This window comes from Flaviflexus equikiangi (genome assembly GCF_014069875.1).
Taxonomy (GTDB): Bacteria; Actinomycetota; Actinomycetes; order Actinomycetales; family Actinomycetaceae; genus Flaviflexus; species Flaviflexus equikiangi.
This window is the reverse complement of the sequence record NZ_CP059676.1, coordinates 1,988,568-2,012,733: the sequence shown is the minus strand read 5'-3', so window position 1 is coordinate 2,012,733 and position 24,166 is coordinate 1,988,568. Positions and strand designations below refer to the sequence as shown.

Annotated in this window: 22 protein-coding genes; 15 read left to right on the top strand and 7 right to left on the bottom strand. The window is 64.5% G+C overall.

Annotated features, from left to right (window positions below):
* The first annotated feature begins 1 nt into the window (after position 1).
* From folP to panD, 8 genes are read left to right on the top strand one after another with little or no spacing between them, the layout of a single operon-like run.
* On the top strand, positions 2 to 772 hold the full coding sequence (gene folP, locus H2O75_RS09275; protein WP_182171244.1) for a dihydropteroate synthase: 771 nt from the start codon (positions 2 to 4) through the stop codon (positions 770 to 772).
* A complete protein-coding gene (folK, locus tag H2O75_RS09270; RefSeq protein ID WP_182171241.1) occupies positions 765 to 1,619 on the top strand; it encodes a 2-amino-4-hydroxy-6-hydroxymethyldihydropteridine diphosphokinase in 855 nt (284 codons plus the stop codon). The genes folP and folK overlap by 8 nt, the downstream gene beginning before the upstream one ends.
* Positions 1,616 to 2,077, top strand: a complete 462-nt coding sequence (locus H2O75_RS09265; protein ID WP_182171238.1) for a DUF3180 family protein — start codon at positions 1,616 to 1,618, stop codon at positions 2,075 to 2,077. The genes folK and H2O75_RS09265 overlap by 4 nt, the downstream gene beginning before the upstream one ends.
* Positions 2,078 to 2,123: 46 nt before the next feature.
* Entirely contained in the window at positions 2,124 to 2,615 is a 492-nt protein-coding gene (locus tag H2O75_RS09260) for a PH domain-containing protein (protein ID WP_182171235.1), read from the top strand.
* A complete protein-coding gene (locus tag H2O75_RS09255; protein WP_182171231.1) occupies positions 2,612 to 4,171 on the top strand; it encodes a PH domain-containing protein in 1,560 nt (519 codons plus the stop codon). Before H2O75_RS09260 ends, H2O75_RS09255 begins: the two co-directional genes overlap by 4 nt.
* Positions 4,168 to 5,070: a Rossmann-like and DUF2520 domain-containing protein gene (locus H2O75_RS09250; RefSeq protein ID WP_259365241.1), complete on the top strand. Its 903-nt coding sequence runs from the start codon at positions 4,168 to 4,170 to the stop codon at positions 5,068 to 5,070. Before H2O75_RS09255 ends, H2O75_RS09250 begins: the two co-directional genes overlap by 4 nt.
* A gap of 9 nt (positions 5,071 to 5,079) precedes the next feature.
* Complete coding sequence (gene panC, locus H2O75_RS09245) at positions 5,080 to 5,913, top strand: pantoate--beta-alanine ligase (protein WP_182171225.1); 834 nt, start codon at positions 5,080 to 5,082, stop codon at positions 5,911 to 5,913.
* On the top strand, positions 5,906 to 6,346 hold the full coding sequence (gene panD / locus H2O75_RS09240) for an aspartate 1-decarboxylase (RefSeq protein ID WP_310650318.1): 441 nt from the start codon (positions 5,906 to 5,908) through the stop codon (positions 6,344 to 6,346). Before panC ends, panD begins: the two co-directional genes overlap by 8 nt.
* A 54-nt stretch (positions 6,347 to 6,400) precedes the next feature.
* Here the strand turns inward: panD and H2O75_RS09235 are convergent, their stop codons facing one another.
* Genes H2O75_RS09235 through glpA form a run of 3 tightly spaced genes read right to left on the bottom strand, consistent with a single transcriptional unit; the run spans position 6,401 to position 10,511 of the window.
* Positions 6,401 to 7,693 carry an anaerobic glycerol-3-phosphate dehydrogenase subunit C gene (locus tag H2O75_RS09235; protein ID WP_182171222.1) on the bottom strand — a complete coding sequence of 431 codons (1,293 nt, stop codon included), beginning with the start codon at positions 7,691 to 7,693 and terminating at the stop codon, positions 6,401 to 6,403.
* On the bottom strand, positions 7,693 to 8,940 hold the full coding sequence (glpB, locus tag H2O75_RS09230; RefSeq protein WP_182171219.1) for a glycerol-3-phosphate dehydrogenase subunit GlpB: 1,248 nt from the start codon (positions 8,938 to 8,940) through the stop codon (positions 7,693 to 7,695). The genes H2O75_RS09235 and glpB overlap by 1 nt, the downstream gene beginning before the upstream one ends.
* The gene (gene glpA / locus H2O75_RS09225) at positions 8,937 to 10,511 is read right to left on the bottom strand and encodes an anaerobic glycerol-3-phosphate dehydrogenase subunit GlpA (protein ID WP_182171215.1); all 1,575 of its coding nucleotides are present in this window, start codon (positions 10,509 to 10,511) and stop codon (positions 8,937 to 8,939) included. The genes glpB and glpA overlap by 4 nt, the downstream gene beginning before the upstream one ends.
* 323 nt (positions 10,512 to 10,834) lie before the next feature.
* Here glpA and lysS point away from each other — a divergent pair, with 323 nt between their 5' ends.
* Positions 10,835 to 12,310: a lysine--tRNA ligase gene (gene lysS, locus H2O75_RS09220; RefSeq protein ID WP_182175149.1), complete on the top strand. Its 1,476-nt coding sequence runs from the start codon at positions 10,835 to 10,837 to the stop codon at positions 12,308 to 12,310.
* A 62-nt stretch (positions 12,311 to 12,372) separates the two neighbouring features.
* On the opposite strand, the gene H2O75_RS09215 is transcribed toward lysS, so the two are convergent.
* Complete coding sequence (locus H2O75_RS09215) at positions 12,373 to 14,241, bottom strand: potassium transporter Kup (protein ID WP_182171212.1); 1,869 nt, start codon at positions 14,239 to 14,241, stop codon at positions 12,373 to 12,375.
* A 147-nt stretch (positions 14,242 to 14,388) separates the two neighbouring features.
* Here H2O75_RS09215 and H2O75_RS09210 point away from each other — a divergent pair, with 147 nt between their 5' ends.
* Complete coding sequence (locus H2O75_RS09210) at positions 14,389 to 15,429, top strand: zinc-binding dehydrogenase (RefSeq protein ID WP_182171208.1); 1,041 nt, start codon at positions 14,389 to 14,391, stop codon at positions 15,427 to 15,429.
* 45 nt (positions 15,430 to 15,474) lie between these two features.
* Here the strand turns inward: H2O75_RS09210 and H2O75_RS09205 are convergent, their stop codons facing one another.
* Genes H2O75_RS09205 through H2O75_RS09195 form a run of 3 tightly spaced genes read right to left on the bottom strand, consistent with a single transcriptional unit; the run spans position 15,475 to position 17,824 of the window.
* On the bottom strand, positions 15,475 to 16,125 hold the full coding sequence (locus H2O75_RS09205; RefSeq protein WP_182171205.1) for an ATP-binding protein: 651 nt from the start codon (positions 16,123 to 16,125) through the stop codon (positions 15,475 to 15,477).
* A gap of 18 nt (positions 16,126 to 16,143) precedes the next feature.
* Entirely contained in the window at positions 16,144 to 16,983 is an 840-nt protein-coding gene (locus H2O75_RS09200) for an SMP-30/gluconolactonase/LRE family protein (RefSeq protein ID WP_182171202.1), read from the bottom strand.
* Positions 16,973 to 17,824: an HAD-IIB family hydrolase gene (locus H2O75_RS09195; protein WP_182171199.1), complete on the bottom strand. Its 852-nt coding sequence runs from the start codon at positions 17,822 to 17,824 to the stop codon at positions 16,973 to 16,975. The genes H2O75_RS09200 and H2O75_RS09195 overlap by 11 nt, the downstream gene beginning before the upstream one ends.
* 572 nt (positions 17,825 to 18,396) lie before the next feature.
* Between H2O75_RS09195 and H2O75_RS09190 the strand changes: the two genes are divergently transcribed.
* From H2O75_RS09190 to H2O75_RS09170, 5 genes are all read left to right on the top strand, one after another.
* A complete protein-coding gene (locus H2O75_RS09190) occupies positions 18,397 to 19,422 on the top strand; it encodes a DUF7973 family transport facilitator (protein WP_182171196.1) in 1,026 nt (341 codons plus the stop codon).
* Positions 19,423 to 19,459: 37 nt separating this feature from the next.
* Positions 19,460 to 20,308, top strand: coding sequence for an HAD-IIA family hydrolase (locus H2O75_RS09185; RefSeq protein WP_182171193.1), 849 nt, complete (start codon positions 19,460 to 19,462; stop codon positions 20,306 to 20,308).
* Between the two features lie 67 nt (positions 20,309 to 20,375).
* Entirely contained in the window at positions 20,376 to 21,920 is a 1,545-nt protein-coding gene (locus H2O75_RS09180) for an FGGY-family carbohydrate kinase (RefSeq protein ID WP_182175146.1), read from the top strand.
* Positions 21,921 to 21,958: 38 nt separating this feature from the next.
* The gene (locus tag H2O75_RS09175) at positions 21,959 to 22,720 is read left to right on the top strand and encodes a DeoR/GlpR family DNA-binding transcription regulator (RefSeq protein ID WP_182171189.1); all 762 of its coding nucleotides are present in this window, start codon (positions 21,959 to 21,961) and stop codon (positions 22,718 to 22,720) included.
* A gap of 75 nt (positions 22,721 to 22,795) precedes the next feature.
* On the top strand, positions 22,796 to 24,163 hold the full coding sequence (locus H2O75_RS09170) for a sn-glycerol-1-phosphate dehydrogenase (RefSeq protein WP_182171186.1): 1,368 nt from the start codon (positions 22,796 to 22,798) through the stop codon (positions 24,161 to 24,163).
* Positions 24,164 to 24,166: the final 3 nt, after the last annotated feature.

Below are 24,166 nucleotides of genomic sequence, written 5' to 3'. Positions count from 1 at the left end.
CATGGAGATCCTCGGCATCCTCAATGTCACCCCCGACTCGTTCTCGGATGGTGGCCGCTGGAACACGGCAGAGCGTGCCATCGAGCATGCTCGGAGCCTGATCGCCGACGGCGCGACGATCATCGACGTGGGCGGCGAATCAACCCGGCCCGGCGCCGCACCGCTCGGCTTCGACGAGGAATGGTCCAGGATCGGACCCGTCATCACCGGCCTCGTGGCCGAAGGGATCACCGTCTCCGTGGACACGTATCACGCGCAGACGGCGAAGCATGCGATTGCGGCCGGAGCCAGCATCATCAACGATGTGACGGGCGGCAGGGTGGAGCCTGAGATCCACGCCGTCGTGGCGGACTCCGATGCGCTCTACGTCCTCCAGCATTCGCGCGGGGGAGCGGCGACAACGGATGAGACGGCCGTCTACGACGACATCATCACGGACGTGGGCCGGGAAATGTCGGCCGCTATCGACAAAGCGACCGCTGCCGGAATCGACCAGTCCCGCCTGATCCTCGATCCGGGCTTAGGATTCTCCAAGGTCGGCGATCAGGATTGGGAGGTTCTGCGGCGCTTCGACGAACTCGTCGACCTGCTCCCCGGCCGATGGCTGATCGGACATTCCCGCAAGCGCTTCCTCGGAGCCGTCGACGGTGATCGTGACACGGCGACTGCTATCGTGAGTGCACTTCTGTACGGACGCGCATGGGGCGTCCGTGTCCACAATGCTGGGGCAACCGCTGCGGCGGCCGAGCTGGCGAGGAGGATTCATGGCTGATCTTTATCTCCCGGGCGGCCGCCTGGCAGACCGGATTGAGTTGACCGGGCTGACCGCGACCGGTTATCACGGTGTCTTCGACGAGGAGCGGCGAGACGGGCAGGAATTCACTGTCGACGTCATCCTCCACACGTCGACATCCCGCGCAGGTGCCTCGGACGACCTTGCGCAGACCATCAACTATGCTGATGCGGCCGATCACGTCATCGAGATCGTGACGGGTGAACCGGTCGATCTGATCGAGACTCTTGCGGAGCGTATCGCGGATCGGATGCTGGGCACGGGCGCTCTCGCTGTCGACGTGACAGTGCACAAGCCCTCCGCCCCGATCCCGCACGCCTTTACCGACGTGACGGTGACGATCCGGCGTCTCGGCGAACTGCTGCGCCCGCCCAAGCCTGCCGCTGATGTTGTCGTCGGCATCGGCTCCAACCTCGATGATCCTGTCACCCAGGTGGAGGTGGGCGCCGGAAAGCTGGCTCGAGTCCTCGAATACGAGCAGATGTCCCGGACGAGAGTGACGGCCGCAGAGGTCGCTCCCGGCATGCCATCCCAACCGAACTACGTGAACGCCGTCATGATCGGCAAGACGACGCTGTCGCCGCTCGCACTTCTTGCCGAGCTCCAGCGCATCGAGGACGAACAGGGACGGATCCGTGAAGAGGTCTGGGGTCCGCGCACTCTCGACCTTGACCTCATCTCGTACAAGGTTGCCGACCGGGAAGTGCTGTCCGATAATCCTGACCTCACGCTGCCCCATCCGAGGGCGCACATGAGGAGCTTCGTCATGGAACCATGGGCCGAGGTCGACCCGTGGGGGAAGCTCCGCGGGAAGCGCATCAGATGACGTCCCCGATCCAGATGCTCTCGTGGTTCCTGCTCGGCGCCCTTGCCGCTTTCCTCGGCATGTCCGTCTGGATCGACTCCACGGTGGCCTTGATCGCCATCCCATCCCTGTCATGGACGATCCCCCTCGTTCTCGCACTCGCTCTTCTCGCCTCTGCCTGGCAGGTCCGTGCCATGGCGAAAGGCGCCACGTCCTCGGTGACTCCGCTCACCGCCGCTCGGATCGCTATCCTCTGCCAGGCGTGCAGCCGTGCCGGGATGCTTCTCGCGGGGATCGGGCTCGGTGCCTGGCTGGCAGCCTCGGACAATCACGCCATATTCCTCGACCAGCAGGCGGCACACTCCCTGTGGATGGGACTCGCGTCGGCCGCACTGGGCGGAGCGGGGCGCCTCGGGGAGTGGTGGTGCTCGATCGACGACGACGAAGAGGAACCCCCGGGGGCACCTGCCGGAGCCTGACGTGCCGAACGTGCGGGGCCAACCGAGGCAACCTACAGTAGGAACCATGACAGTCGCCACCCCGCTCGCGCCAGGAATCACCTTCACCCGAATATCGACCGATCATGCGAAGGTTCGCGCGCTCGTCGGCGCCTTCTGGTTCGTGCCCGTCGCGGTGATCCTCATCATCGCGGCAGTGGCCTGGTCCAGCCTGCTCTGGCTGATCATCTCCCTTGCCGCCGTGCTCGTCCTGATCCTGAGCGTCACGGCCGTCAAAGTGCGGGCCGTCTACTACACGGGCTACCACGAGACGGACGAGGAACTGCTCGTGTGCCGGGGGATCATGTTCCGCAGGCTCGACGTCGTCCCCTACGGCCGCATGCAGGAGGTGAAGGTGGAAGACGGGCCGCTCCTGCGCGGGTACGGTCTCGCGTCGATCACGATGGAGACGGCGTCCGCCACGGCGGACGCGAAGATCCCCGGCGTGCCCCGCGCAGAGGCCGATCGGCTGCGCCGCCGCCTCACCGAGCTGGGAACGACGAAGATGGAGGGGCTGTGACAGACCGGAACATGCCGCCAGAAGAGGCCGCGCCGGTGAATGATTCCTCGTCAGTGGACGAGGCGATGGCGCAGGTCGCCTCGACGATCCCCGAGGGCGACTGGAGCCGTTTCCATTGGGCCACGCCGCTGCTGTCCCTGTGGAAGGTGTGGGCGGCCCTCGCGGCCGCAGCATTCTCCATCCTCCTCCAGGTCGCCGAGGAGGGCTTCTCCGAGGTGTGGCAGGCGATCACGGGGATCACGACGACATGGGTCCTGATCGTCGCGGGAGGCGCGCTCGCGCTCTCGCTCCTCGTCATCCTCATGTCCTGGCTTGTCTGGCGCAAGCAGGCCTACGTCCTCGCGCCCTCGGGCGTGCACTACCGGTCCGGGATCTTCTCCGGAACCCACCGTCACGTCCGGTGGGACAGGATCCAGTCCGTCGAGATCAAGCAGGGCATCATCCCCCGCCTCCTCGGCCTCGGCTCGATCATGATCGATTCAGCCTCCTCGTCAGGCAGCAATCTCTCGCTCGGCCTGTTGAAGATGAACGAGATCCAGGCCCTGCGAAGCCAGATCCTGACGATCGCGAGCGCGGCACGCGCCGGAACAGAGTTCTCGGTCGACCGGGGGGAGAGCGTCGGAGACCTCTACGACCCGGATGATGCGTACGCGGCAGAGAAGCCCTTCTACCAGCTTCCCACGGGCCGGCTGGTGGGGTCGATCCTCCTGTCCGGCATCCTCCTCACCACACTGGGCGCGCTGGCCGCGGTCCTCGTGCCGCTGATCTGGCTCGACGGAGGCTTCTCCTTCGGACTCGTCGTCGCGGCAGGCGGCACGGTGGCCGCGCTGTGGGGACAGTTCAACCTCAATCACGGCCTCAAGCTGTTCCTCACCCGCGACGGCATCCGTGTCCGCCGGGGACTGACGACGACAACGACGCAGACGATCCCGCCGAGACGCATTCACGCCGTCACACTCGAACAGCCCTTCCTGTGGCGCCGGAAGGACTGGTGGAAGGTGAAGATCCTCATCGCAGGCTCTGTCATCGACGAGGATTCGATCAACTCCGCGATGACGAGGAGCACGATCATGCCTGTCGGCACGCGTGCGGATGCTCTCGACCTGCTGTGGACCATTATCCCGAGCGTCGGCGTCGACGACCTTGGGGGCTTCTTCGATGATGCTCTCTCGGGCACGGGCCCGTCGCGGTTCTTCGCTCCCACGCCCCCGTCCGCACGCTTTCTCGACCCGTTCCGCAGGCGCAGGAACGGACTCGTCCTCACGTCCACTGTCGCTGCCCACCGAGACGGTTGGCTGACGAGACGGCTCACGGTTGCGCTGCACGGCCACTGGCAGGGCCTCAAAGCCTCACAGGGTCCCGTCCAGGCACGTCTGGGGCTCGGCACGTTCGAGCTCAGCCTCGTGGCCGGCGATACGACGTGGAGTGCATCGAACTTCAGCATCGACCAGGTGTGGGGCTTCCTGTCCGAGGAGCGGCAGCACGGCCTGCATGCTCGCGCCGTCAACGACCGGGAGTCCATCGAACAATGGTCCCAGCGAGTAGGAGTGGCATGAAGCTCGGCATCGGCATCATCTCCGCCGGCAAGGTCGGCGCCGTCCTGGGGGCCGCTCTCGCGCGTGCAGGGCACACGATCGTCGGCGTCCATGCCCCCTCCGATGAGTCTGCGGAGCGCGCCGACGTGCTCCTGCCCGGGACCCCACATCGCGACGTCGAGGACATCGTCCGCACCAGCGAACTCGTGATCCTGGCGGTGCCGGACAGGGAGATCGCCGGGATCGTCTCGGGCCTGGCCAAGCTGAAAGCCTGGCAGCCGGGACACGTGCTCGTCCACACGGCGGGCAGCATGGGGTCCGAGGTCTTGGCCCCCGCGGCGGCGCAGGGAGCCCTCGGCCTCGCCATTCACCCCGCCATGACCTTCACCGGAACATCGCTCGACCTCGACCGTCTCGTCGACTGCCCCTTCGCAGTCTCCGGACCCGCCACGATCCTGCCGATCGCACACGCCCTCGTCACCGAAATCGATGGTATTCCCGTCGAGGTGCCCTCCGAGAAGAGGGGCCTCTACCATGCGGCTCTTGCCCACGGGGGGAACCATCTCGTCACCGTCGTCGCCCAGGCGATGAGGCTCCTCGACGATGCTGGCATCCCCGATCCCGGAGCCTTTCTCGCGCCTCTGGCGGGAGCGAGTCTCGATGGGGCGCTGCGTTCGGGGGAGTCCCTCCTGACGGGACCGATCGTGCGCGGGGACGCGGGCACCGTGGAGAACCACGTCCGCGAACTAGCGGACCACCCCGATATTCTCGCAACCTACCGGGCGATTGCGAAGGCCACCGCCGATCGTGCCGTCACCCGCCGCATCATCACCCCCTCGACAGCGAAGGACATGGATCGAGCGCTCCAGTGTGACGATGGTCGAATGATGGCCGATGGCGGGGAAGTTACCGGCGAGTAGACTAGGTTCGTGACTCACCTCGTAACAACTAAGCAGGAGCTGCGCCAGCGGATCCGTGATGCCAACGGCTCGATCGGCCTCGTCATGACGATGGGGGCGCTGCACGCGGGACACCGCAGGCTCATCGATGCTGCCCGCGCCCACTCCGACACGGTCGTCGTCTCCATCTACGTCAACCCGCTCCAGTTCGCGCCGGGGGAGGACTTCGACGCCTACCCGCGACAGCTCGAGAAGGACATGGAGATCCTCGGGGATGTCGATATTGTGTTCGCACCGAGTGACGACGAGATGTACGAGAATGAGCCTCTCGTGCGGATCGACCCGGGGCAGGTCGCGACCCGCTTCGAGGGCGCTACCCGGCCCACACACTTCGCCGGCGTGCTCCAGGTCGTCGCGAAAGTCTTCAACCTGGTCCGCCCCGACGTCGCCTACTTCGGGCAGAAGGACGCCCAACAGCTCGCCCTCATCACAACCATGGTGAGGGATCTGGACATGGGGATCGACATCGTCGGCGTCCCCATCGTCCGCGACAGTGACGGCCTCGCGCTCTCCTCCCGCAACACCTATCTCAGCCCCGAGGAGCGCACGACCGCGCTCGCACTCGTGCAGGCGCTCACTGCGGCACGAGAAGCCGCCAGGGGCGGGCTGCCGCCCGCCGAGACAGAACGACTGCTCGGCGAGACGCTGGCGGGGACGACGGGCGTGGACGTTGACTACGCCACCATCGTGAGCCCCGAGACGTTCCAGGGAGTATCCTCGAACGCGCGGACCGGTCTCGCGATCGTCGCCGCACGGGTGGGAGCAACCCGCCTCATCGACAACATGGAGGTGTCTTTTGGCTAATCGCATGCGCCGGATGATGACCGGCAAGATCCATCGCGCAACGATCACCGGAGCAGATCTCGACTACGTCGGCTCTGTCACGGTCGACGCGGACCTGCTCGATGCTGCAGACATTCTCCCCGGAGAGGCCGTCGACATCGTCGACGTCACGAACGGTGCCCGTCTGACCACCTACACGATTCCCGCCAAGCGGGGCAGCGGCCAGCTCCAGATCAACGGGGCGGCGGCCCACCTCATCAACACGGGCGACATGGTCATCCTGATCGCCTACAGCCAGCTCGACGACGAGACGGCACGCACGTACGTGCCGCGCGTCGTCTTCGTCGACGACACGAATGCGATCGTCGAGACGTCCAGCGAACCCGGCCAGGTACCGGATGGTACGGGCCTCACGTCAAGCGGCGTCCCCTTCGAGGACTACCGCAGCGCCTGACAGATGTGGGGGTGGCCCGGAGCATTGCTCCGGGCCACCCCCATGTCCTGTGCGCTAGTTCTTGGCGTTCTGGTCGTAGAGATCGTCCGACAGGCCGAGGGCGTGGTGGATGAGGTTGACCGGGTGGACAACCTTCGCTCCCGAACCCTTGCGGATCTGCCAGCGGCAGGTCTCCGTCTCACACACGGCAAGACTGGGGCTCCAGGCCTTGATCTTGTCGAAGAGCGGCTGGCCGACAAGCTGAGCAATGTCGTACTTCTCGGCCTTCAGGCCGTACGTGCCTGCGATGCCGCAGCAGTTCTCACCGGATTCGCGCACCGTCAGCCCGGGAATGGACTCGAGTAGCGTGATGGTGGGGATGCCCATGCCCTGGGACTTCACCTGGCACGGCTGATGGTAGGTGACGGTGTCCTCGATCGGACGGAACGCGGACGGATCGAGAATACCGGCCTCGATCTGTTCATTGAGGAACTCCGCGGTCTCCCTCATACGGGTGCCGACATCGAGCAGGGCAGGATCCTCGACGCCCATGATCTTGTGCGCCTCATGCTTGAGCATGCCGGCACAGGAACCCGAGGAGGACACGATCGTGAGATCGCGGCCTGCGGACTTCAGCTGGTTGGCGAGCTTGATGACAGACTTCGTCGCACCATCGAACAGGCCGTTCGACTGCTGGGCGAGACCGCAGCAACCCTGCTTGGGAACGATCACCTCGTAGCCGAGATGCTCGAGGACCTCGACCGTTCGCTTCGACGTCTCGACTTCGAAATAACCGCCGGCACAGCCGTGGAAGAACACGACCGGTCCGCGCGTCGCATCAGTCTTCCGCTCGCGCTTCTTCCACCAGCCCATGAACGACTGCGAGGTCGCGACCGGCATGGGAGCCTCACGGTGGATCTTCACCGTCTTCTCGACGGCGACACGGATCGGCTTCTGGCGCAGCGCCCAGTTGGCGATGGGAGCGACGGGCGTCATCGCCATACCCATGAGGTTCGTCTGGGTGATGAGCTTGTCGCGCAGCGGCATCTTCCCCGGCTCAGCCTTCATGACCGCACGGGCCTGGGAGTTGAGCTCGGCAATGTTGACGCCCTGCGGGCACGCATAGGTGCAGATGCCGCACGAGGAGCAGTAGTCGAGCGAATTGTCGACCGACTTCTCGTGCCGGTAGCGCTCCGCCTGAGGGCCGACATACTTCGGGCCGGGGAACATGTCCGTCACGCGGGCGACGGGACACTGCGTCTCGCAGATCGTGCACTTGACGCAGTGATCGAGCGATGCTCGAGCCACCTGATCCGCGGCGAACTGTAGGGGACTTTCGTGGGTGCTAGCGAGAGCATCGGTGCTCATCAGATACCTCCAAGGATTGCGTCGGTTGCGGCGATCGCGGAGCCGAGCGCGATGCCCTCGCCGTTCTTCTCGGTCCACCGAACCGCACCCGCGAGGATGCCGCCAGCGGCGTGCAGATTAGCGTAGACGGGCTGGCCTGCTGCGTCCAGCACCCGCATAGCAGAGTCGACCTTGACGCCGACACGGAACATCGGCTGCGGGTCACCCCAGTACTGGCCGTGGGTGGGTTCGGGAATGTCGGTTCCGACGAGCGGGAGATCGAAGATCGTCTCGCTCATGACGCCATAGGAGTCCAGCTCGAGAGACCCGGATTCGAAGCCACCCGCACACAGCACGACGTGATCAGCGCGGACGACCATGTCGTGCCCGGTGGAGCCCACCGTGACAGACACGAGACGACCGTCCTCCGCGGTGCCGCCGAGGACGGGGGAACCGAGAATGACCTTGACGCGCTTCTCTTTCGCCAGGTCCGTCAGGAGCTGGTTGAGTCGCATGCCGGGCACACCCGGCGGGGGCAGGGGGATCTCGAAGATCGGGGCGCCGATCAGGTCCTGCAGATCCCGCCATGCGTTCAGGTCGTTCAGGCCGAGCACGGCAGGAAGCCCCACCGTCTCGCCGTCCCGCACGAGAGGCTTGATCGCGGCGGCGAACTGGCGGCGGTACTCGGGACGGTCCAGAGCGCGTGCGTACTGCAGGCCGGAGGAATCCGCCTCGGTGCCGCGGGCAGGGATGGAGAAGGAAGCCGACCGTGCCTCGACACGGCCACCACCGGGCAGGTCGGTGCGAGCCAGGTTGCCCGCGATCAGCTGCGGGTAGAAGTCCTTGAGCTGCTCGGGACCGGCGATGAGGAGCTTCTTCCCGGCGGTGCAGGCGCCGTTCGCCATCGAGGACTGGATGTAGGACGTGGGGCGCATGGCGCCCACCGCGGTGGGGAGGAGGATGTTCTCGTCGACAGAGCCCTCAAGGAGCCCCCCGACGAGACCGGCCATGTACTCCACACCGGTACGGACAGCATCCGCACCGATCGCCGCGTAGGGGTGGCCGGGGTCAGCCGCGGCGACCTTCTCCACTTCGGCGATCGGGCTGTCGACTCGATCGGGGTTGTACCCGAACACGTCGAGAGTGCCCTGGCCCAGCTGGAGCCCGCCGAGACCCTTCGTGACGAGCGTGACGTCCTGCCCTGCTTCGCGCAGGCGGATAGCGGTGACGAGTCCGGCGATGCCGGCACCGATGACGACGGTTTTCATACGTGAGCCTCCTCGGCTTCGGGCAGGTGATCCATGTCGAGAGTGCCCTGGAAGATCCAGTTATCGAGGGCGGTCTGGCGGACCTGATCGCCGTAGAGGATGGGCCAGAGGCCGATCCACCTGTTCTTGAGGAACTTGCGGAGCAGTTCCGTGACCCGTTCCACGTCGGCCTTGCCGGTCTCCTGCATGATGCCGGCGGCACGGACGGAGCAGAAGCCGCCCTGGCAGGGGCCCATGCCGAGGCGCAGCTGGCGGCGCAGGTCATCGAACGAAGCCGTGGGCTGTTCGTGGATGAGCTCTTCGAGCTGACCGCGAGTCATGAGCTCGCATTCGCAGACGATCTGCTCCTTGCGGAGGATCTTCTCCGCGTTCTCCAAGCGGTGGGTGACGTGGTAGTTCTTCTGGGTCTTCGACCCGGGAACGGCCTCCGTCTCGGTGCGGCACGGACGATCATCTCCCATCTGCTCCACCATGACGTCGACAATGTTCTTCGCCATGAGACGGTACGTGGTCAGCTTGCCGCCAGCGATGGTGAGCAGGCCGTTGAGACCGTCGCGCGACTGGTGATCGATGATCGACATGCCGCGAGACATGTGGCGGGTGTCCGTCGCGGAGACGCGACTGTCCTTGACGAGGGGGCGTGCGCCCGACCATGCGTGCAATGCTCGAGCCTGGCGGAAGCCAGGGACGAGCACCTCACCGGCGTCGAGCATCTGCTGCACCTCGTCGCGCGGAATGGCGAGATGATCGGGATCCTCGACCTTGACGTCCGTCGTGCCGATGATGCAGACCGTGTGGACGGGGACGAGGATGTCACCATCGGAGGGGTAGATGCAGCGGTTGACGACCTGGTTGACGAGACGGTGGTTCATCGCGATCATGATGCCGCGGCCGGGGACGACGTCGACGTCCGGGCACTGCGCCATGCCGGCGATCTGACCGGCCCACGGGCCGCCCGCGTTGATCGCGAACGTACAGTCGATCTGGACCTCTTCCCCGCTCTTGTGATCGATGGCGCGAACGCCGAGAACCTTCTCGCCGTCGCGGATCACCTCCGTGACCTCGTGGTAGGTGAGGATCTGGGCGCCGTAGTCTTCGGCGGAGCGCGCCGCCCCCCACACCATCTGCCAGCCGTCCACCGTGCCGTCGAGAACGGCGAAGGCACGCTTGGACTTGGGGTTGAGTCGAGGTTCGCGGCGCAGAGCTTCAGCGACCGTGATCTCCTCGTGCGGCACGCCGGTGGCCTGCGCGCCCTTCAACCAGTCATCTGCGAAGTCGAGCGGATCATCGGGGCCGACGACGAAGAGGCCCCCCGTGGTTTCCACCGCATCGGCGTGGATGCGGGTGATGATCTCGTTCTCCTCCGCACATTCCGTGGCCGATCGAGGATCGGATACGACATAGCGTCCGCCTGAGTGCAGGAGGCCGTGGTAGCGGCCCGTCGTCCCCTGCCCGAGGTCGGCGCGATCGACGAGGATCGTGCGATATCCGCGCATGGCGACATCGCGGACGACACCCGCTCCTGTTGCACCGCCGCCGATCACGACGACGTCAGTTTCTAGCTTCTTCATGTGGGCTCCCTGGGAAGAAAGAGTGCCAATGGTGAACAACATCATTGGTGACCACTCCAGGTTACCGACGATGCTTCGAAAGTTCGGGACTAAAGGGACCCTTTCTTCCGACGTGCATGAAACCCCCTCATAACGCGCACCGAGGTGCAGGAATCCGCCACGAGACGCCGATTAACGCAACATTCATGGTTCGGAAATGGGCGGCGGGGGTGGTGACATGGCGAGCAGTCGCACACCGCGGAGTATGGTCGGTTATCTCCCCGCCTGAGTAGAATGGCGGGGTGATTGAGAACGAGCAGACTGAAACGACCTCATCGGAACAGATGGCGGTGCGTGCCGCCAAGCGTATGAAGATGATCTCGGAGGGCATCGAACCCTACCCGGCCGAGCTTCCCGTGACGACGACGATCGCGCACGTGCGTGACGAATATTCCGAGCTCGAACCCGGTACCGAACTGGACACGGTCGTCGGCATCGCCGGGCGTGTCATGCTCCTTCGCACATCCGGCAAGCTCTTCTTCGCCACCCTCCAGGACGGCCCCGGCAACCGCATCCAGGTCATGCTCTCCCAGAAGGTCGTCGGGGAGGATGCGATGGCGCGCTTCAAGGCCGACGTGGACCTGGGCGACCACATCTTCATCAACGGCCACGTGGGCACCTCCCGGAGGGGAGAGCTTTCGATCTTCGCCCACGAATGGCAGATGGCGGCGAAGGCACTGCGCCCCCTCCCGAAGACCTACACGAAGGAAGACGGTGAGGAAGCGGGCCTGTCGGAGGAGAACCGCGTCCGCATGCGCCACCTCGACCTCATCATGAGGCCCGCCGCCCGCGACATGATCCGCGTCCGCTCCGAGGTCATGAAGTCGCTGCGCGCGAACTTCGACGATCGCGGCTACGTCGAGATCGAGACGCCGACGCTCCAGCCGATTCACGGCGGTGCGGCCGCGCGCCCCTTCACCACGCATATCAACGCCTATGACGAGGACCTCTACCTCCGCATCGCCACCGAGCTCTATCTCAAGCGCGCCGTCGTCGGCGGCGTCGACAGGGTATTCGAAATCGGCAAGAACTTCCGCAACGAGGGTGCGGACTCGACGCACTCTCCCGAGTTCACGGCGCTCGAGGCCTACCAGGCCTACGGCACGTACGACACGATGGCGGAGCTGACTCGCGACCTCGTCCAGAAGGCGGCGATCGCGGCTTTCGGCAGCACGACGGTCACGCTCGCGGACGGCACCGACTACGATCTCGGCGGGGAATGGACGGAACTCGACCTGTACACGTCGCTGTCGGAGGCTCTCGGTGAAGAGATCAGAGTCGACATCCCGCGCGAGGTCCTCGAGAAGATCGCCGACCAGCACGATATCTCTGTCCCTCCCTATGCTGTGGCGGGAAAGATCGTGGAAGACCTGTGGGAGGAGCTCGTCGGCGACAAGCTGTGGGCGCCAACCTTCCTCAGGGACTTCCCGGTCGACACCTCCCCGCTCACGCGGGCGCACCGCACGAAGCCCGGCCTGACGGAGAAGTGGGACCTTTACATTCGCGGCGTCGAAACGGCGACCGCCTACTCCGAGCTGGCCGATCCCGTGATCCAGCGGGAGCGCCTCGTCGCACAGTCCCTTGCGGCCGCCGATGGTGACCCGGAGGCCATGCAGCTCGACGAGGACTTCATCCAGGCCATGGAGCAGGGCTTCCCGCCCGCAGGCGGCATGGGAATGGGAATCGACCGGCTTCTCACCGCTCTGACAGGCCTCGGCATCCGCGAGACCATCGCGTTCCCCTTCGTCAAGCGCCGCTAGTTCGCCACGCGCCGCTAGCCTCAGACATCGAATGGCTCCCCACGATCGTGGGGAGCCATTCCTTACATCATGGCGCTGATTCCGACGACGATGTTTCGTTCGCGGGGCAGCTTGAAACGTCCCGTCGGGCGGGCGGAGTTTCGGTACATGGCGATAAAGGCCGCCCTCTGCCAGGCGGGCAGGGCCCCCGAGCCGTGGGGCGGGAAATGAGCCTCGCTCGTGATGTACCAGGGCTGCTCCACCGGGGGCAGTAGGCCCTGGACCGTTGCCTCGGCCAGGGCCGCCGGGATATCCACCTCATCCTTGAATCCGTAGCGCACGCTCACATCCTCGAACCTGATCGGATAGACGGAGCGGAACGTCGTATGGACTGTGAACCGATCATCGACGTGGACGTGGGGCTGGGGGAGCGTCTCGACCGAGACGACGATGATCCGCTCGTGGATCGCGCGGTAGGCGCGGGCGGTAGCCAGCAGTGCCGATGGTGTCGTGCGGTGATTGAGGTGGGGATAGACGGCGGTGCCGGACACGATGTCGAGGCCGGGAACGCGGAGGAAATGGTCGCGAGAATCGACGAGCGTCTTGTATTGAGCGTTGAGCAGGCGCCGGCCGCGGATCCAGATCACCATGAGGCCTCCCGTCAACGAGGCCACGAGCAGCGGAATCCAGCCGCCCGCGAACAGCTTCAACAGGCCAGAGCCGAAGAAGACGAGCTCGATGGAGACGACGCAGACCGCGAAGAGAAGGACCTGCCACACCCGCCACCCCCGAACGAACCGCACGTATCCCATGAAGAGAAGGGACGTGAGGATCAGGGTTGACGTCACCGCCAGCCCGTAAGCATTGGCCAGACCATTTGAGGACTGGAAGATCAGGATGAGACCGACCACGCCGATAAACAGGAGCCGATTGATCGTGGGCAGATAGATCTGCCCCCGGGCCCACGCGGACGTCTGCACGGCATACACGTGAGGCATGTAGCCGAGCCGCTCCGCCTGGCGCGTCATCGAGAAGATCCCGGAGATCACGGCCTGCGATGCGATGACGGCCGCGAAACCCGCCAGGATGACAAGGGGGAGCCGCGACCACTCCGGCCCCATCGCGAAGAACGGATTCTCCACCATCTCCGGGCGGGCAATGACGAGAGCCCCCTGGCCGAGATAGTTCAGCGTCAAGCAGGGCAGCGCAATCGCAAACCACGCCAACCGGATCGGATCCGGGCCGAAATGACCCATGTCCGCGTACAGCGCCTCCGCACCCGTCACGACAAGGACGATCGACCCGAGAGCGATCAGTGCCGCCGTCGGGTTGTGGACGATGAAGAGGATCCCGTTGTGCGGCAGGAGGGCAGAGAGGATGGCTGGATGAGCGGCGATGTGGGGGAGGCCGAGGACAGCCAACGTCAAGAACCACACCGCCATGATCGGCCCGAACAGGGCCCCCACCCGGCCCGTCCCGAAACGCTGCACCGAAAACAGGGCGGCAACGATCAGAACCGAGAGGGGGACGATGAGCTTCTCGAAAATGGGGTTGATCGTCGTCAAACCCTCGGTCGCCGACATGACGGAGATCGCGGGCGTGATGATGCCATCACCATAGAACAGGCCGGCGCCGACAATGCCGGCGGCGGTGGCGAGACCCGCAAGGCGCACCCCGAAAGACTTCACAGCCAGGGCAGACAGCGCAATGATCCCACCATCCCCATCGTTATCGACAGAGAGGAGGAAGAGAATGTACTTGACGGTCACGATCGTGATGAGGGCCCAGAACACGAGGGAGATGATGCCGGTGATGGCCTCCGGGGTTCGGGGGATGATGTCGTGGGACAGGATGGCATGCATGGCATACAGCGGAGACGTGCCGATGTCGCCGAAGACGACACCGAGAGCACCGAGCGCCAGCAGCGCATCGCCCCGCACGGGGAGTTTCATGAATGGCAATATACGCCTCCCCACCCCCGGCGTATACCGGAGGGAATGTGATCTGACAGCCACAGCGCCAGGCCGCAACAATGCATGGTGACAGCCCGGCCCGGCCGAACCGGGTACGGTTAGAACACCAGCAGAGAAGGAGAAAACATGCGCGCAGCAGTACTCGTCGGCCCCGGGCGGCTCGAGATGCAAGACGTCCCCACACCCACCGCAGGGCCGGGAGAACTCGTCCTCAAAGTCGGAGCCAACACCGTGTGCGGCACCGACGGCCGCATCCTGCGCGGAGAGAAGACCGCGGGAGTCCGTCCCGGAGTGATCATGGGCCACGAGTTCTCCGGATACGTCCACGAAGTCGGTGCGGGCGTCGTCGGATACCGCGAAGGCGACCTCGTCGGCGTCATGCCGACCGTGCCCTGCCTGCGCTGCCACTACTGCCTCAACCACCTCGAACACGTGTGTGTCGACGCCAAGCTCTTCGGCTACTGGATCGACGGCGGTCTCGCCGAATACGTCCACGTCAGCGCTGAAGCGATCGAACGCGGCGCCATCGTCGTCGCAGACCCGGACGCGAATCCGGCAGAGATCGCGCTCGCGGAACCCCTCGGCTGCGTCCTCAACGGAGTCGACAACTACGGGGTCACGATCGGCGACTCGGTCTTGATCATCGGCGCCGGTCCGATCGGACTGCTGCACACGATGGTGGCGAAGCAGATGGGAGCGTCCCAGATCATCGTCGTCAACAGGTCGGCCGAACGGCTCGAGACCGCCAGGCAGGCGGGCGCCACCCACACGGCACTGACAGGCGATATCGACGTGCCCACGTACGTGAAGGATATGACCGGGGGACTGGGGGTGGACGTCGCCGTGCAATGCATCGGAGCCCTCGACCTGTTCCAGACGGCCCTCATGTCCGTCCGCAACGGCGGGCGCGTCAACGCCTTCGCGGGGTTCCCCAAGGGGGAGATGGCAAGCATCGACCCGAACCTCATCCACTACAACGAGCTCACCGTCACCGGCGGCTCGAACATGGGGCGCAACAACTACCGCCGCGCCGTCCAGCTCATCGGCGATGGCACGATCAACGTGGGAGCCCTGCTCACCGACACGTTCGCCCTGGAGGACACGGCCGCCGCGATCGAGCACGCGAGCGCAGGCAAGGGCATCAAAACAGCCGTCGTCCCGTCCTAGCAGACGAGTGAGGGGCCGGTGGACCGGCCCCTCAAAGATAATGGTCTAGCGCTGTTTCGCCAGCATCTGCGTGAGCGATTCGTGCGCCTCGACGATGCTGACGCGCCGGGCTCCCTTCCGCTCGAGCTTGCGATACATCTCCGGCTCGTGAATGGCGTGGGAGATTCCCCGGCGCAGAAGCGTCGGCGTGGACTTGCGGCCCTCATCCAAATCCCTCATGAGCCGGAACCAGAAGGTTTGGAGGCGGGGGCGGGAGATGCAGAGAGCATCGGCCAGGATTCCCTCGCGCTTGCAGAGGGTGACGAGCTCTGCGGCGAAGATGCCCTCCGCGAGAAACAGTTGGGATCCCTGCAGATCGAGCTTGCGTTCGGCAACCTTCGAGTTCGAGGGGATGTCGTAGACGGGCAGCAGGGATTCCCCGGTTGTCGCGAGCTCGACAAGGGCATTGAACGCGCCCTCCTTGTTCCAGCACTCTGCCGAATCCCAGTCGATGATCCCGTGCTTGCGCGGCAGGCCGGGATGGGTGTCATCGAAATAGAAGTCGTCGAGAGATACGACGGGCAGTCCGGTGCGGTTCGTGAACCGCGTCTTCCCCGAGCCGGACGGACCGGTCACGAGAATGACCCGAGCGTGAGGTTTGCGCTCCTCGGGGGGAAGTTCAAAAAGGCCGCCGTCTCCAGCGAGATTCGTCGTCACGGGATCAACGATAGTCCGTTACCCGCCATACTCGGCAATAGGCAGACCCGGTACGTCGACCGTCACAGCGAACAGGGCTCCCGCCTCAGGCTCGGGATCCTCCAGGTTTTCGCGGGACGTCGTCACGAACAGGGTGCGATAGTCGGGGCCGCCGAGCGTGCAGGCAGTGACGAGCTGCACGGGCAGGAGAACCTCCTCGAGGATCTCCGCCTCGGGAGAGTAGAGGCGCACCTTTCCGTGCCGGTTCATCGCAACCCACACGTTGCCCGCCGAATCGACGGTCAGCCCGTCGGGGCTTGCCCCGTCAGAGTCCGCGAAAGGCCTCCGGTTGGCGAGTTCCCCATCGACGACGTCGAAGACGTCGGTGCGGCGCAGCTTCGTATCGTTGTAGTAGGCGCGAGTGCCGTCCGCGGTGAAAGCGATCCCGTTCGACGTGGACACGTTCCTCAAGACGACCGTGCGTTCCCCGCTCGGGGTGACCCGGTAGAGGGAGGCGGCTCCCTCCGTGCGGTCGTACGCCATCGAACCGCAATAGAGGTTGCCGAGGGGATCGCACCCGCCCTCGTTGAAGCGGAGATTGTGGTCGTCCCAGAAGTGCGGCTCCGGCTCGGGGTCCGAGAATGCCGACGTAGCGAGACCGATTGTGTTCTCCAGGCCGACGACATAGCCTCCGCGGGAGCGGGGACGGACAAAGGCCGCGATCTCGCCCACGTGCAGGCGGTCGACGTCGCCCTGGGGGGTCAGTGTCAGGAGGTCCCCTGCCAGCATGTCGACCCAGCGGATACCACCCCAGGATTCGTGCCAGCAGGGCCCCTCGCCGTGATATGCGACGGGATCGGTGATCTGTTCAGCCTTCATCGTTCCTCCTCAGGATGGCGTTGATGAGAGTGGCGACCGGGAACTCGACGGGAGGGAGGACAGCATCGACGACGTTCTTGACCTCCACGGGGGAATCGGGGGCTGCGATAGAGATCCCCATCTTCGGCAGCCACGGCGTGTCATTGCCGGAATCGCCGGCCCCGAGGCCGCGGTCCGCCGACAGGCCCTGATGGGAGAGCGCGGTTTCGATGCCCTCCCACTTGGTGATGCCGGTGGGAGGCAGTTCAAGGAAGTAGGGATGGCCGCGAACCACGCCGGGGAACTGTTCCGCGATGAGCGGCTGATACTTCTCGATAACGGGAATGTCGGCGCCGAACTGGACCTTTGTCACGTGCTCGAGGTCGAGCGAGTCGAGGTCTGCCACACGGATCGGGCGGCCCTCGTTCGCGTTGAGCGTCGCGACCGGCAGGTCGACCGTGTCGACAGGATCGGTATAGATGTCATCGACGTAGTAGACGGCAGGAATCATTCCCAGCGACCTGCCGAGCTCGATGAAGGACTCGACCGTCTCGACGGGGATCGTGTACTCCTCGACGACCTCGGATCCGTTCCAGACGACGCTGCCGCAGTTGGCGACAACCCATCCCTCGACACCGGCGCGCTCGAGGAGGCGGGCGCCCGCGTGGAACAGGCGTCCCGTTGCCACGGTGATGGGATAGCCAGCATCCCGAGCGGCCCGCAGAGCATGCAACGTCGGCGGATGGGTGACGGAGTGGTGGTCCGTCAGCGTGCCGTCGACGTCGAAGACGAAGTGTTCGGGCTGGTCCTGAGGCCAAGGGAGATTTGAGTAGTCGAGTACTGGGGTCGCTGTCGTCGTCACACCACAACCTTAGAGGGTTTTGCCGAACGGGTGAGGAATAGTCGGCGCATCCCACACCCTGGCTGAAACGCATCTCACGGGACGTTCGTCCGTGCGGGAATAGGTGCACTTCAACGGAGCCGATGGGGAAATTAACACGCAGACTGTTAATGTCTATGTGATGGCGAGCCGACACATCGGTGTTTCGGTTCTTGAGTTGGCAATGGCGTCAAGACGGGAGGTCCACCTTGAACATCTGCAGCGATACCGCTCTCGACAAGACAGTCTGCTCGATGCTCGGCGTGAGCGTCCCCGGTGTTCTTAGCACCCGCAAAGGGGCTGCGGACAGCGCGCAGGCGATGCTCGAGTCCCTTTGTCTCTCCGGATATCGTGATTCGTCGGCGGGGCCTCTACGGAGAGCCTTGGTCGAAAAACATGGTCGCCGTCATATAACAGGGTTGGGTGAACGATGTTCTCCCGCCTATCAATCAGCGTCGCACGACCTCCCCGCCAAGGACGGCGGACGGCACGGCATCCCCCTGTCAGGGATGCGCGGCGTACTCAGGCCCACAAACTAACAAGAGGATTTCAACGTGGAATTTGATCTCTTATGGCTCGTCGCCTCCTTCGGCGGCGGCGCCTTCGGCGCAGCAATCGGCGGCCAGACCGCCTTTATCTTTACCGGTCTTCTCTACCTCATCGGCCTCGGCGGCTACCTCGGCGGAATCGACACGGGTGCCTTCATGGGCTCCGTCGTCTTCGGCCCCGTCTTCGGCCCGCACATCGCCTTCCTCGGTGGTGCAGCAGCGGCCGCCTACGCGGCGAAGAAGGGTGTGATGGCGGGCGGTGCAAACGGCCGTGACATCGTCACCCCGCTTGCTGGCATTTCGCGCGTTGACGTTCTCGCCGTCGGCGGCGTCTTCGGCATGCTCGGCTACCTCCTGAACAACGTTCTGGCCATGGTCCCCGCGTTCACGGTCAACGACCCCGCCCTCCAGTACGGCGTCGAGACCGTCGGCTGGACCGACACGGTCGCCCTGACGATCATCATCATCTCGATCGCAGTCCGCTTCATGTTCGGCACCACCGGCCTGTTCTCCACTCGCGACCACAAGCTCCTCGAAGTTGGAGAAGGCAAGCACTGGGTCGAGCACCAGGAAGGCTGGGGCATCACCGCGATGCACGGCTTCACCTCCGGCCTCATGTCCGCTTTCGCGACGATCATGATCGTCGTCTTCTACGTCACCAACACGGGAGACTACGGAATCGTCGGATACGCGCAGCTCATCGGCTGGGCCATCTCCGCCGTCACCCTCATCTTCCTGTCGCTCGGCATGAAGACCCCGGTCACGCACCACATGACGATCCTCGCCTCGATCGCAGCCCTCAAGTTCGCTCCGATCCTCGTCGGCTCGTCTGACATCGCCGAGTGGGCAGACAACAGCATGATCGTTGTCGCGGTCGTTATCGGCGGCATCGTCGGTGCACTCGGCGGCCTCCTCGGCGAAGCCCTGGCGCGTGCGACGAACTCCAACGGCGACACCCACATCGACCCCCCGGCGTTCGCGATCTGGATCGGCACAACCGTCCTCTTCGCAATGACCTCGATCCTCGCTTAAGCGACATTGACCGACTACCCAAGGAATGCAATCCACAATGATCTTCAACTCGCCGGACAGACTTTTTGACGCATATGTCTTTGATATGGACGGAACGATCTACCTCGGTGATCACCTGCTCCCCGGAGCAAAGAGACTCATCGAAGGATTGCATTCCTTGGGCAAGCCGGTTCGCTACCTCTCGAACAACCCCACCAAGGATCCCGAGCAGTACGCACAGAAGCTCGACATGCTCGGACTCCCCACGCCTATCTCTGAGATTGCCAACACCGTCGTCACTACCACCCGGTGGCTCAAGAAGTACCACCCGGACGCCACGGTGTTCCCCATCTCAGAAGAGCCGCTCAAGAAGGCGCTGGCCGCGGCCGGCATCCGCATGAGCGACAACCCGGAAGAGATCGACATCGTCATCGCTTCCTACGATCGAACTTTTGACTATCGCAAGCTCCAGATCGCCTTCGACGCGATCTGGTACCACAAGCGAGCATTCCTCATCACCACGAATCCGGATAAGTTCTGCCCGTTCCCCGGGGGAAGAGGGGAACCCGATGCTGCGGGCATCGTCGCCGCAATCGAAGCGACGACAGGCACGAAGCTCAGGGCAAACATGGGCAAACCGGAGGGCACGATGCTGGAGGCGGCACTGGGCGACCTCGATGTCGACCCCGCGAACTGCATGATGGTCGGCGACCGCTTGGCCACCGACATCGGCATGGCCATCAACACCGGCATGGCCTCCACACTTGTCCTGACCGGCGACTCGACCCTTGACGAGGCCAAAGCCCTCGACGCGAGTCACCAGCCCACGTACGTTCTTAACCGCGTCGATCACCTGATCCCAGAGAGCATCCGCTCCGACTGGGGCTGGTCCGATTCAGATATTTAATTCCTAGGCGGAGATCACTGTGTCAACATTTGAAAACAAGAACTCGCTCACTGGCGGCCCCTACGTCATGGGCATCGACTTCGGCACGGAGTCGTGTCGCGTCGGTATCTTTGATCTTGTTGGTTCCCCGGTCGCGTTCGCCGCGACCACCTACAAGACGACCCACCCCGCACCGGGCTGGGCCGAGCAGTCACCCATCGACTGGTGGGGTGCTCTCGTCGCATCCGCGCACCGCGTCATGGAGCGCGCTGGCCTCCAGCCGCACCAGATCGCCGGCATCTCCTACGACGCGACGACGATGACCGTCGTGGCCCTCGACGAGACCGGTGAAGCGCTTCGTCCCGCAATCATGTGGATGGATGTCCGCGCCACCGACCAGGCCGCCCGTGTCATCGACACGAAGTCGCCTGCACGCCGCTACACCGGCAACGGCACACTTCCCCCCACGGCAGAGTGGTTCCCCTTCAAGGCCGCCTGGCTGCGCGAGAACGAGCCGGAGACCTACAAGAACGCCTACCGTATCGTCGACGCTCCCGACTGGCTGACCTACCAGCTGACCGGTGAGTGGACGCTCAACATCAACACGGCCGCACACCGCGCCTACTACGATCGCGACAACGGCGGATGGCCGGTCGACCTCTACGAAGAGGCCGGCGCCGGCGACATCTTCGACAAGCTCCCCACCCAGGTCAACGACCTCGGCGTGCCCGTGGGCGGACTTGCCAACCGCGCTGCCGAGCAGCTCGGTCTGATCCCGGGCACCCCCGTTGCCCAGGGCGGCGGCGACGCCTGGCACGGCCAGATCGGCCTCAACGTGCTGCGTCCGGGCAAGATGTCCCTCGTGACGGGCTCGTCCCACGTCATGTCCGGCCAGGCTCCGGATCCCGTATCCGGTCCGGGCTTCTTCGGCGGCTACACCGACGGTGTCGTTCCCGGCCAGTACACGGTCGAGACGTCGCTCGTGTCCTCCGGTTCGGTGCTCAAGTGGTTCAAGGACAACTTCTGCCCCGACATCGAGGCCGCCGCACAGTCGACGGGTCTCAACACGTACGACATCATGAACCAGCGTTCGGCCAACATCCCGATCGGCTGCGATGGTCTCATCATCAACGAGTACTTCCAGGGCAACCGCACCCCGTACTCCGATTCGAAGGCCCGCGGTGTCATCACCGGCCTGTCCCTGTCCCACACGCGCGAGCACATGTACAAGGCGATCCAGGAAGCCGTCTGCTACGGCGTGGAAGCCAACATGCGCAAGCTTGCCGAGGCGGGCTTCGAGGTCAAGCAGTTCGTGGCCTGTGGCGGCGCCACCAAGTCGCGCGGCTGGACGCAGATGCACGCCGATGTCACCGGTATCCCGATCACGCTCACCGAGGTCGGCGACGCCGTGACCCTCGGCTCGTGCATCCTCGCAGCGGCCGGCGCTGGCCTCTACGACTCGGTGCAGGACGCGGCCGACAACATGGTGCACGAGCGCGAGCACATCGAGCCGGACATGGCGAAGCACGAGGAATACAAGTTCTTCGCTGACCAGTACGTCGCTCAGTACCCGCTCGTCCAGGATCACATCCACGCCACGGTCGACTACGTCGACAACATGCGCAACAACTGATCGACGTCGACGAGTCGACGGCTGGACGGAGGGTAGCGGTGAGCGTATCAAAGCAGCAGCGGCAGGATGATCTTGCACAGCTGATCTACGCCCGCGGCGCCATCCGGACCGATGAGCTGATCGAACTCTTCGACGTATCCCCGATGACGCTGTACCGGGATCTCGCCACATTGGAAGCGAAGCGCTTAGTGCGCCGCTCCCGTGGCGAGGTCTCGGCAGTGGCCCACTCGATCTCCGAGACGCCGATGTCGTTCCGGCTCATGCAGGAAGTGTCGGCCAAAGAGGCGATAGCGCGCGCCACGGCGCTCGCTCTCGTCGACTATTCGACGATCTTCCTCGACGATTCGTCGACGGCCCTCGGGGTTGTCGATTATCTCGACGAGTCGCAGCAGAAGACTTACATCACGAACTCGCTCGCAATGTCGCGGGCACTCTCCCAACGTCCCGTTGGCAAACTCATTTCTCTTGGCGGCGTCTACAACAACCAGCTCGACGCCTTCTTCGGCCCCACGGCCACCTCAGAGCTCCGCAACCTCCGCCCGTCCGCGGTCGTCCTCGGAGCCGCAGCGGTCCAGAACGGGGCCGTCTATCATCCCTTCGCCGAAGTGGCGTCCTTCAAGGCTCTCGCCCTGTCCCAGGCAGAATTCTCCGTCCTTGTCGCGACCGCTTCGAAGTTCACCAGAACGTCTCTTCATAAGATGGCCACCGTGTCCGACTTCGACTGCGTCATCATCGACGACTCGACGCCCGACAGTGTTGTGGCCCAGTTGAAGGAGGAGACGCACGTTATCGTCGCGTAATTTCTGACCGCGCAAGCCACACAAACGGGGCGATCTCGTCCCGTGCTACTGCAGGTAGCAGGAGAGGAATCGATTATGTCTAACTCACTTATCGCCAAGGCGCTGGAGACAGCGGACGAGACGAAAGCCATCTCATTCGGCAAGGACGTGAACCGGGATGCTGGGCCGATGTTTGCGGAGCAGTTCCCCGGAGCGAAAGTCCTCGTCGTCGCAGACGAGAACACGTACGCCGCTGTCGGCGAAGATGTTGTCGCCTCGCTCAAGGAATCCGGCATCGAGTTCGCCGACGACCCCTACATCTTCCCGGGCACGCCCACCCTCTACGCGGGCTACGAGAATGTGGAGATCCTCCGCGAAGCGCTGCGCCCCTACGAGAACACCGTCGTCGTCTCCCTCGGCGCCGGCACACTCAACGACATCGCCAAGCTCGCGTCCGGTGAGCTCGACCGCCCGTACATGAACGTGTGCACCGCAGCGTCGGTCGACGGCTTCGCCGCCTTCGGCGCATCGATCGCGAAGGACGGCTTCAAGATCACCCGCAACTGCCCCGCCCCCGTCGGCCTCATCGCCGACGTCGACACGATGGTCAACGCACCGGCACGCCTCACCGCGACCGGGTATGGCGATCTCATCGAGAAGATCCCGGCCGGTGCGGACTGGATCCTCGCCCACGAGCTCGGCATCGAAGAGATCGACGACTACGTGTGGAGCCTCGTCCAGGGCCCGCTCCGCGACTCCCTCTCCGATCCCGTCGCCGTGGCGAACGCGGAGGAGGACGCTATCGCCAAGCTCGGCGAAGGACAGATCATGTCCGGTCTGGCGATGCAGGCGCACAAGTCGTCCCGTCCCGCCTCCGGCGCAGGCCACCAGTTCTCCCACACGTGGGAGATGGAAGGGCATGGCCTCGACTGGGAACCGCCCCTCAGCCACGGCTTCAAGGTCGGCGTCGGCACCATCGCCTCGTGTGCGATCTGGGAAGTGTTCCTGGGTATGGACGTCGAGGACTTCGATGTGGAGAAGGCTCTCGCCGCGGTGAAGTCCGCCGAGGAGATCGAAGCGAATGTTCGCGCGACCCTCAACGAGAACATCCAGGACGAGTCCGTCAAGCACTCCGTCGGCAAGCGCATGGCGGGCGATGAGCTCGTCGCCCGCATCGAACTCCTCAAGGAGAAGTGGCCCGTCATCCAGGAGCGGTGCCGCGAGCAGCTCGTCACCGCACAGGAGGCGATGGACATGCTCAAGGCTGCCGGTGCCCCCTACCATCCCGAACTCATCAAGATCGACATGGACCGCTTCAGGCAGACCCATTTCAAGGCTCAGATGATTCGCCCCCGCTACACGGTCCTCGATATCCTCACCGATCTCGGCATCCTCGACGAGGTCGTCGACACCCTCTTCTCGCCCGACGGATTCTGGGGCCAGCACCCACATCCCGACGCCTGATCA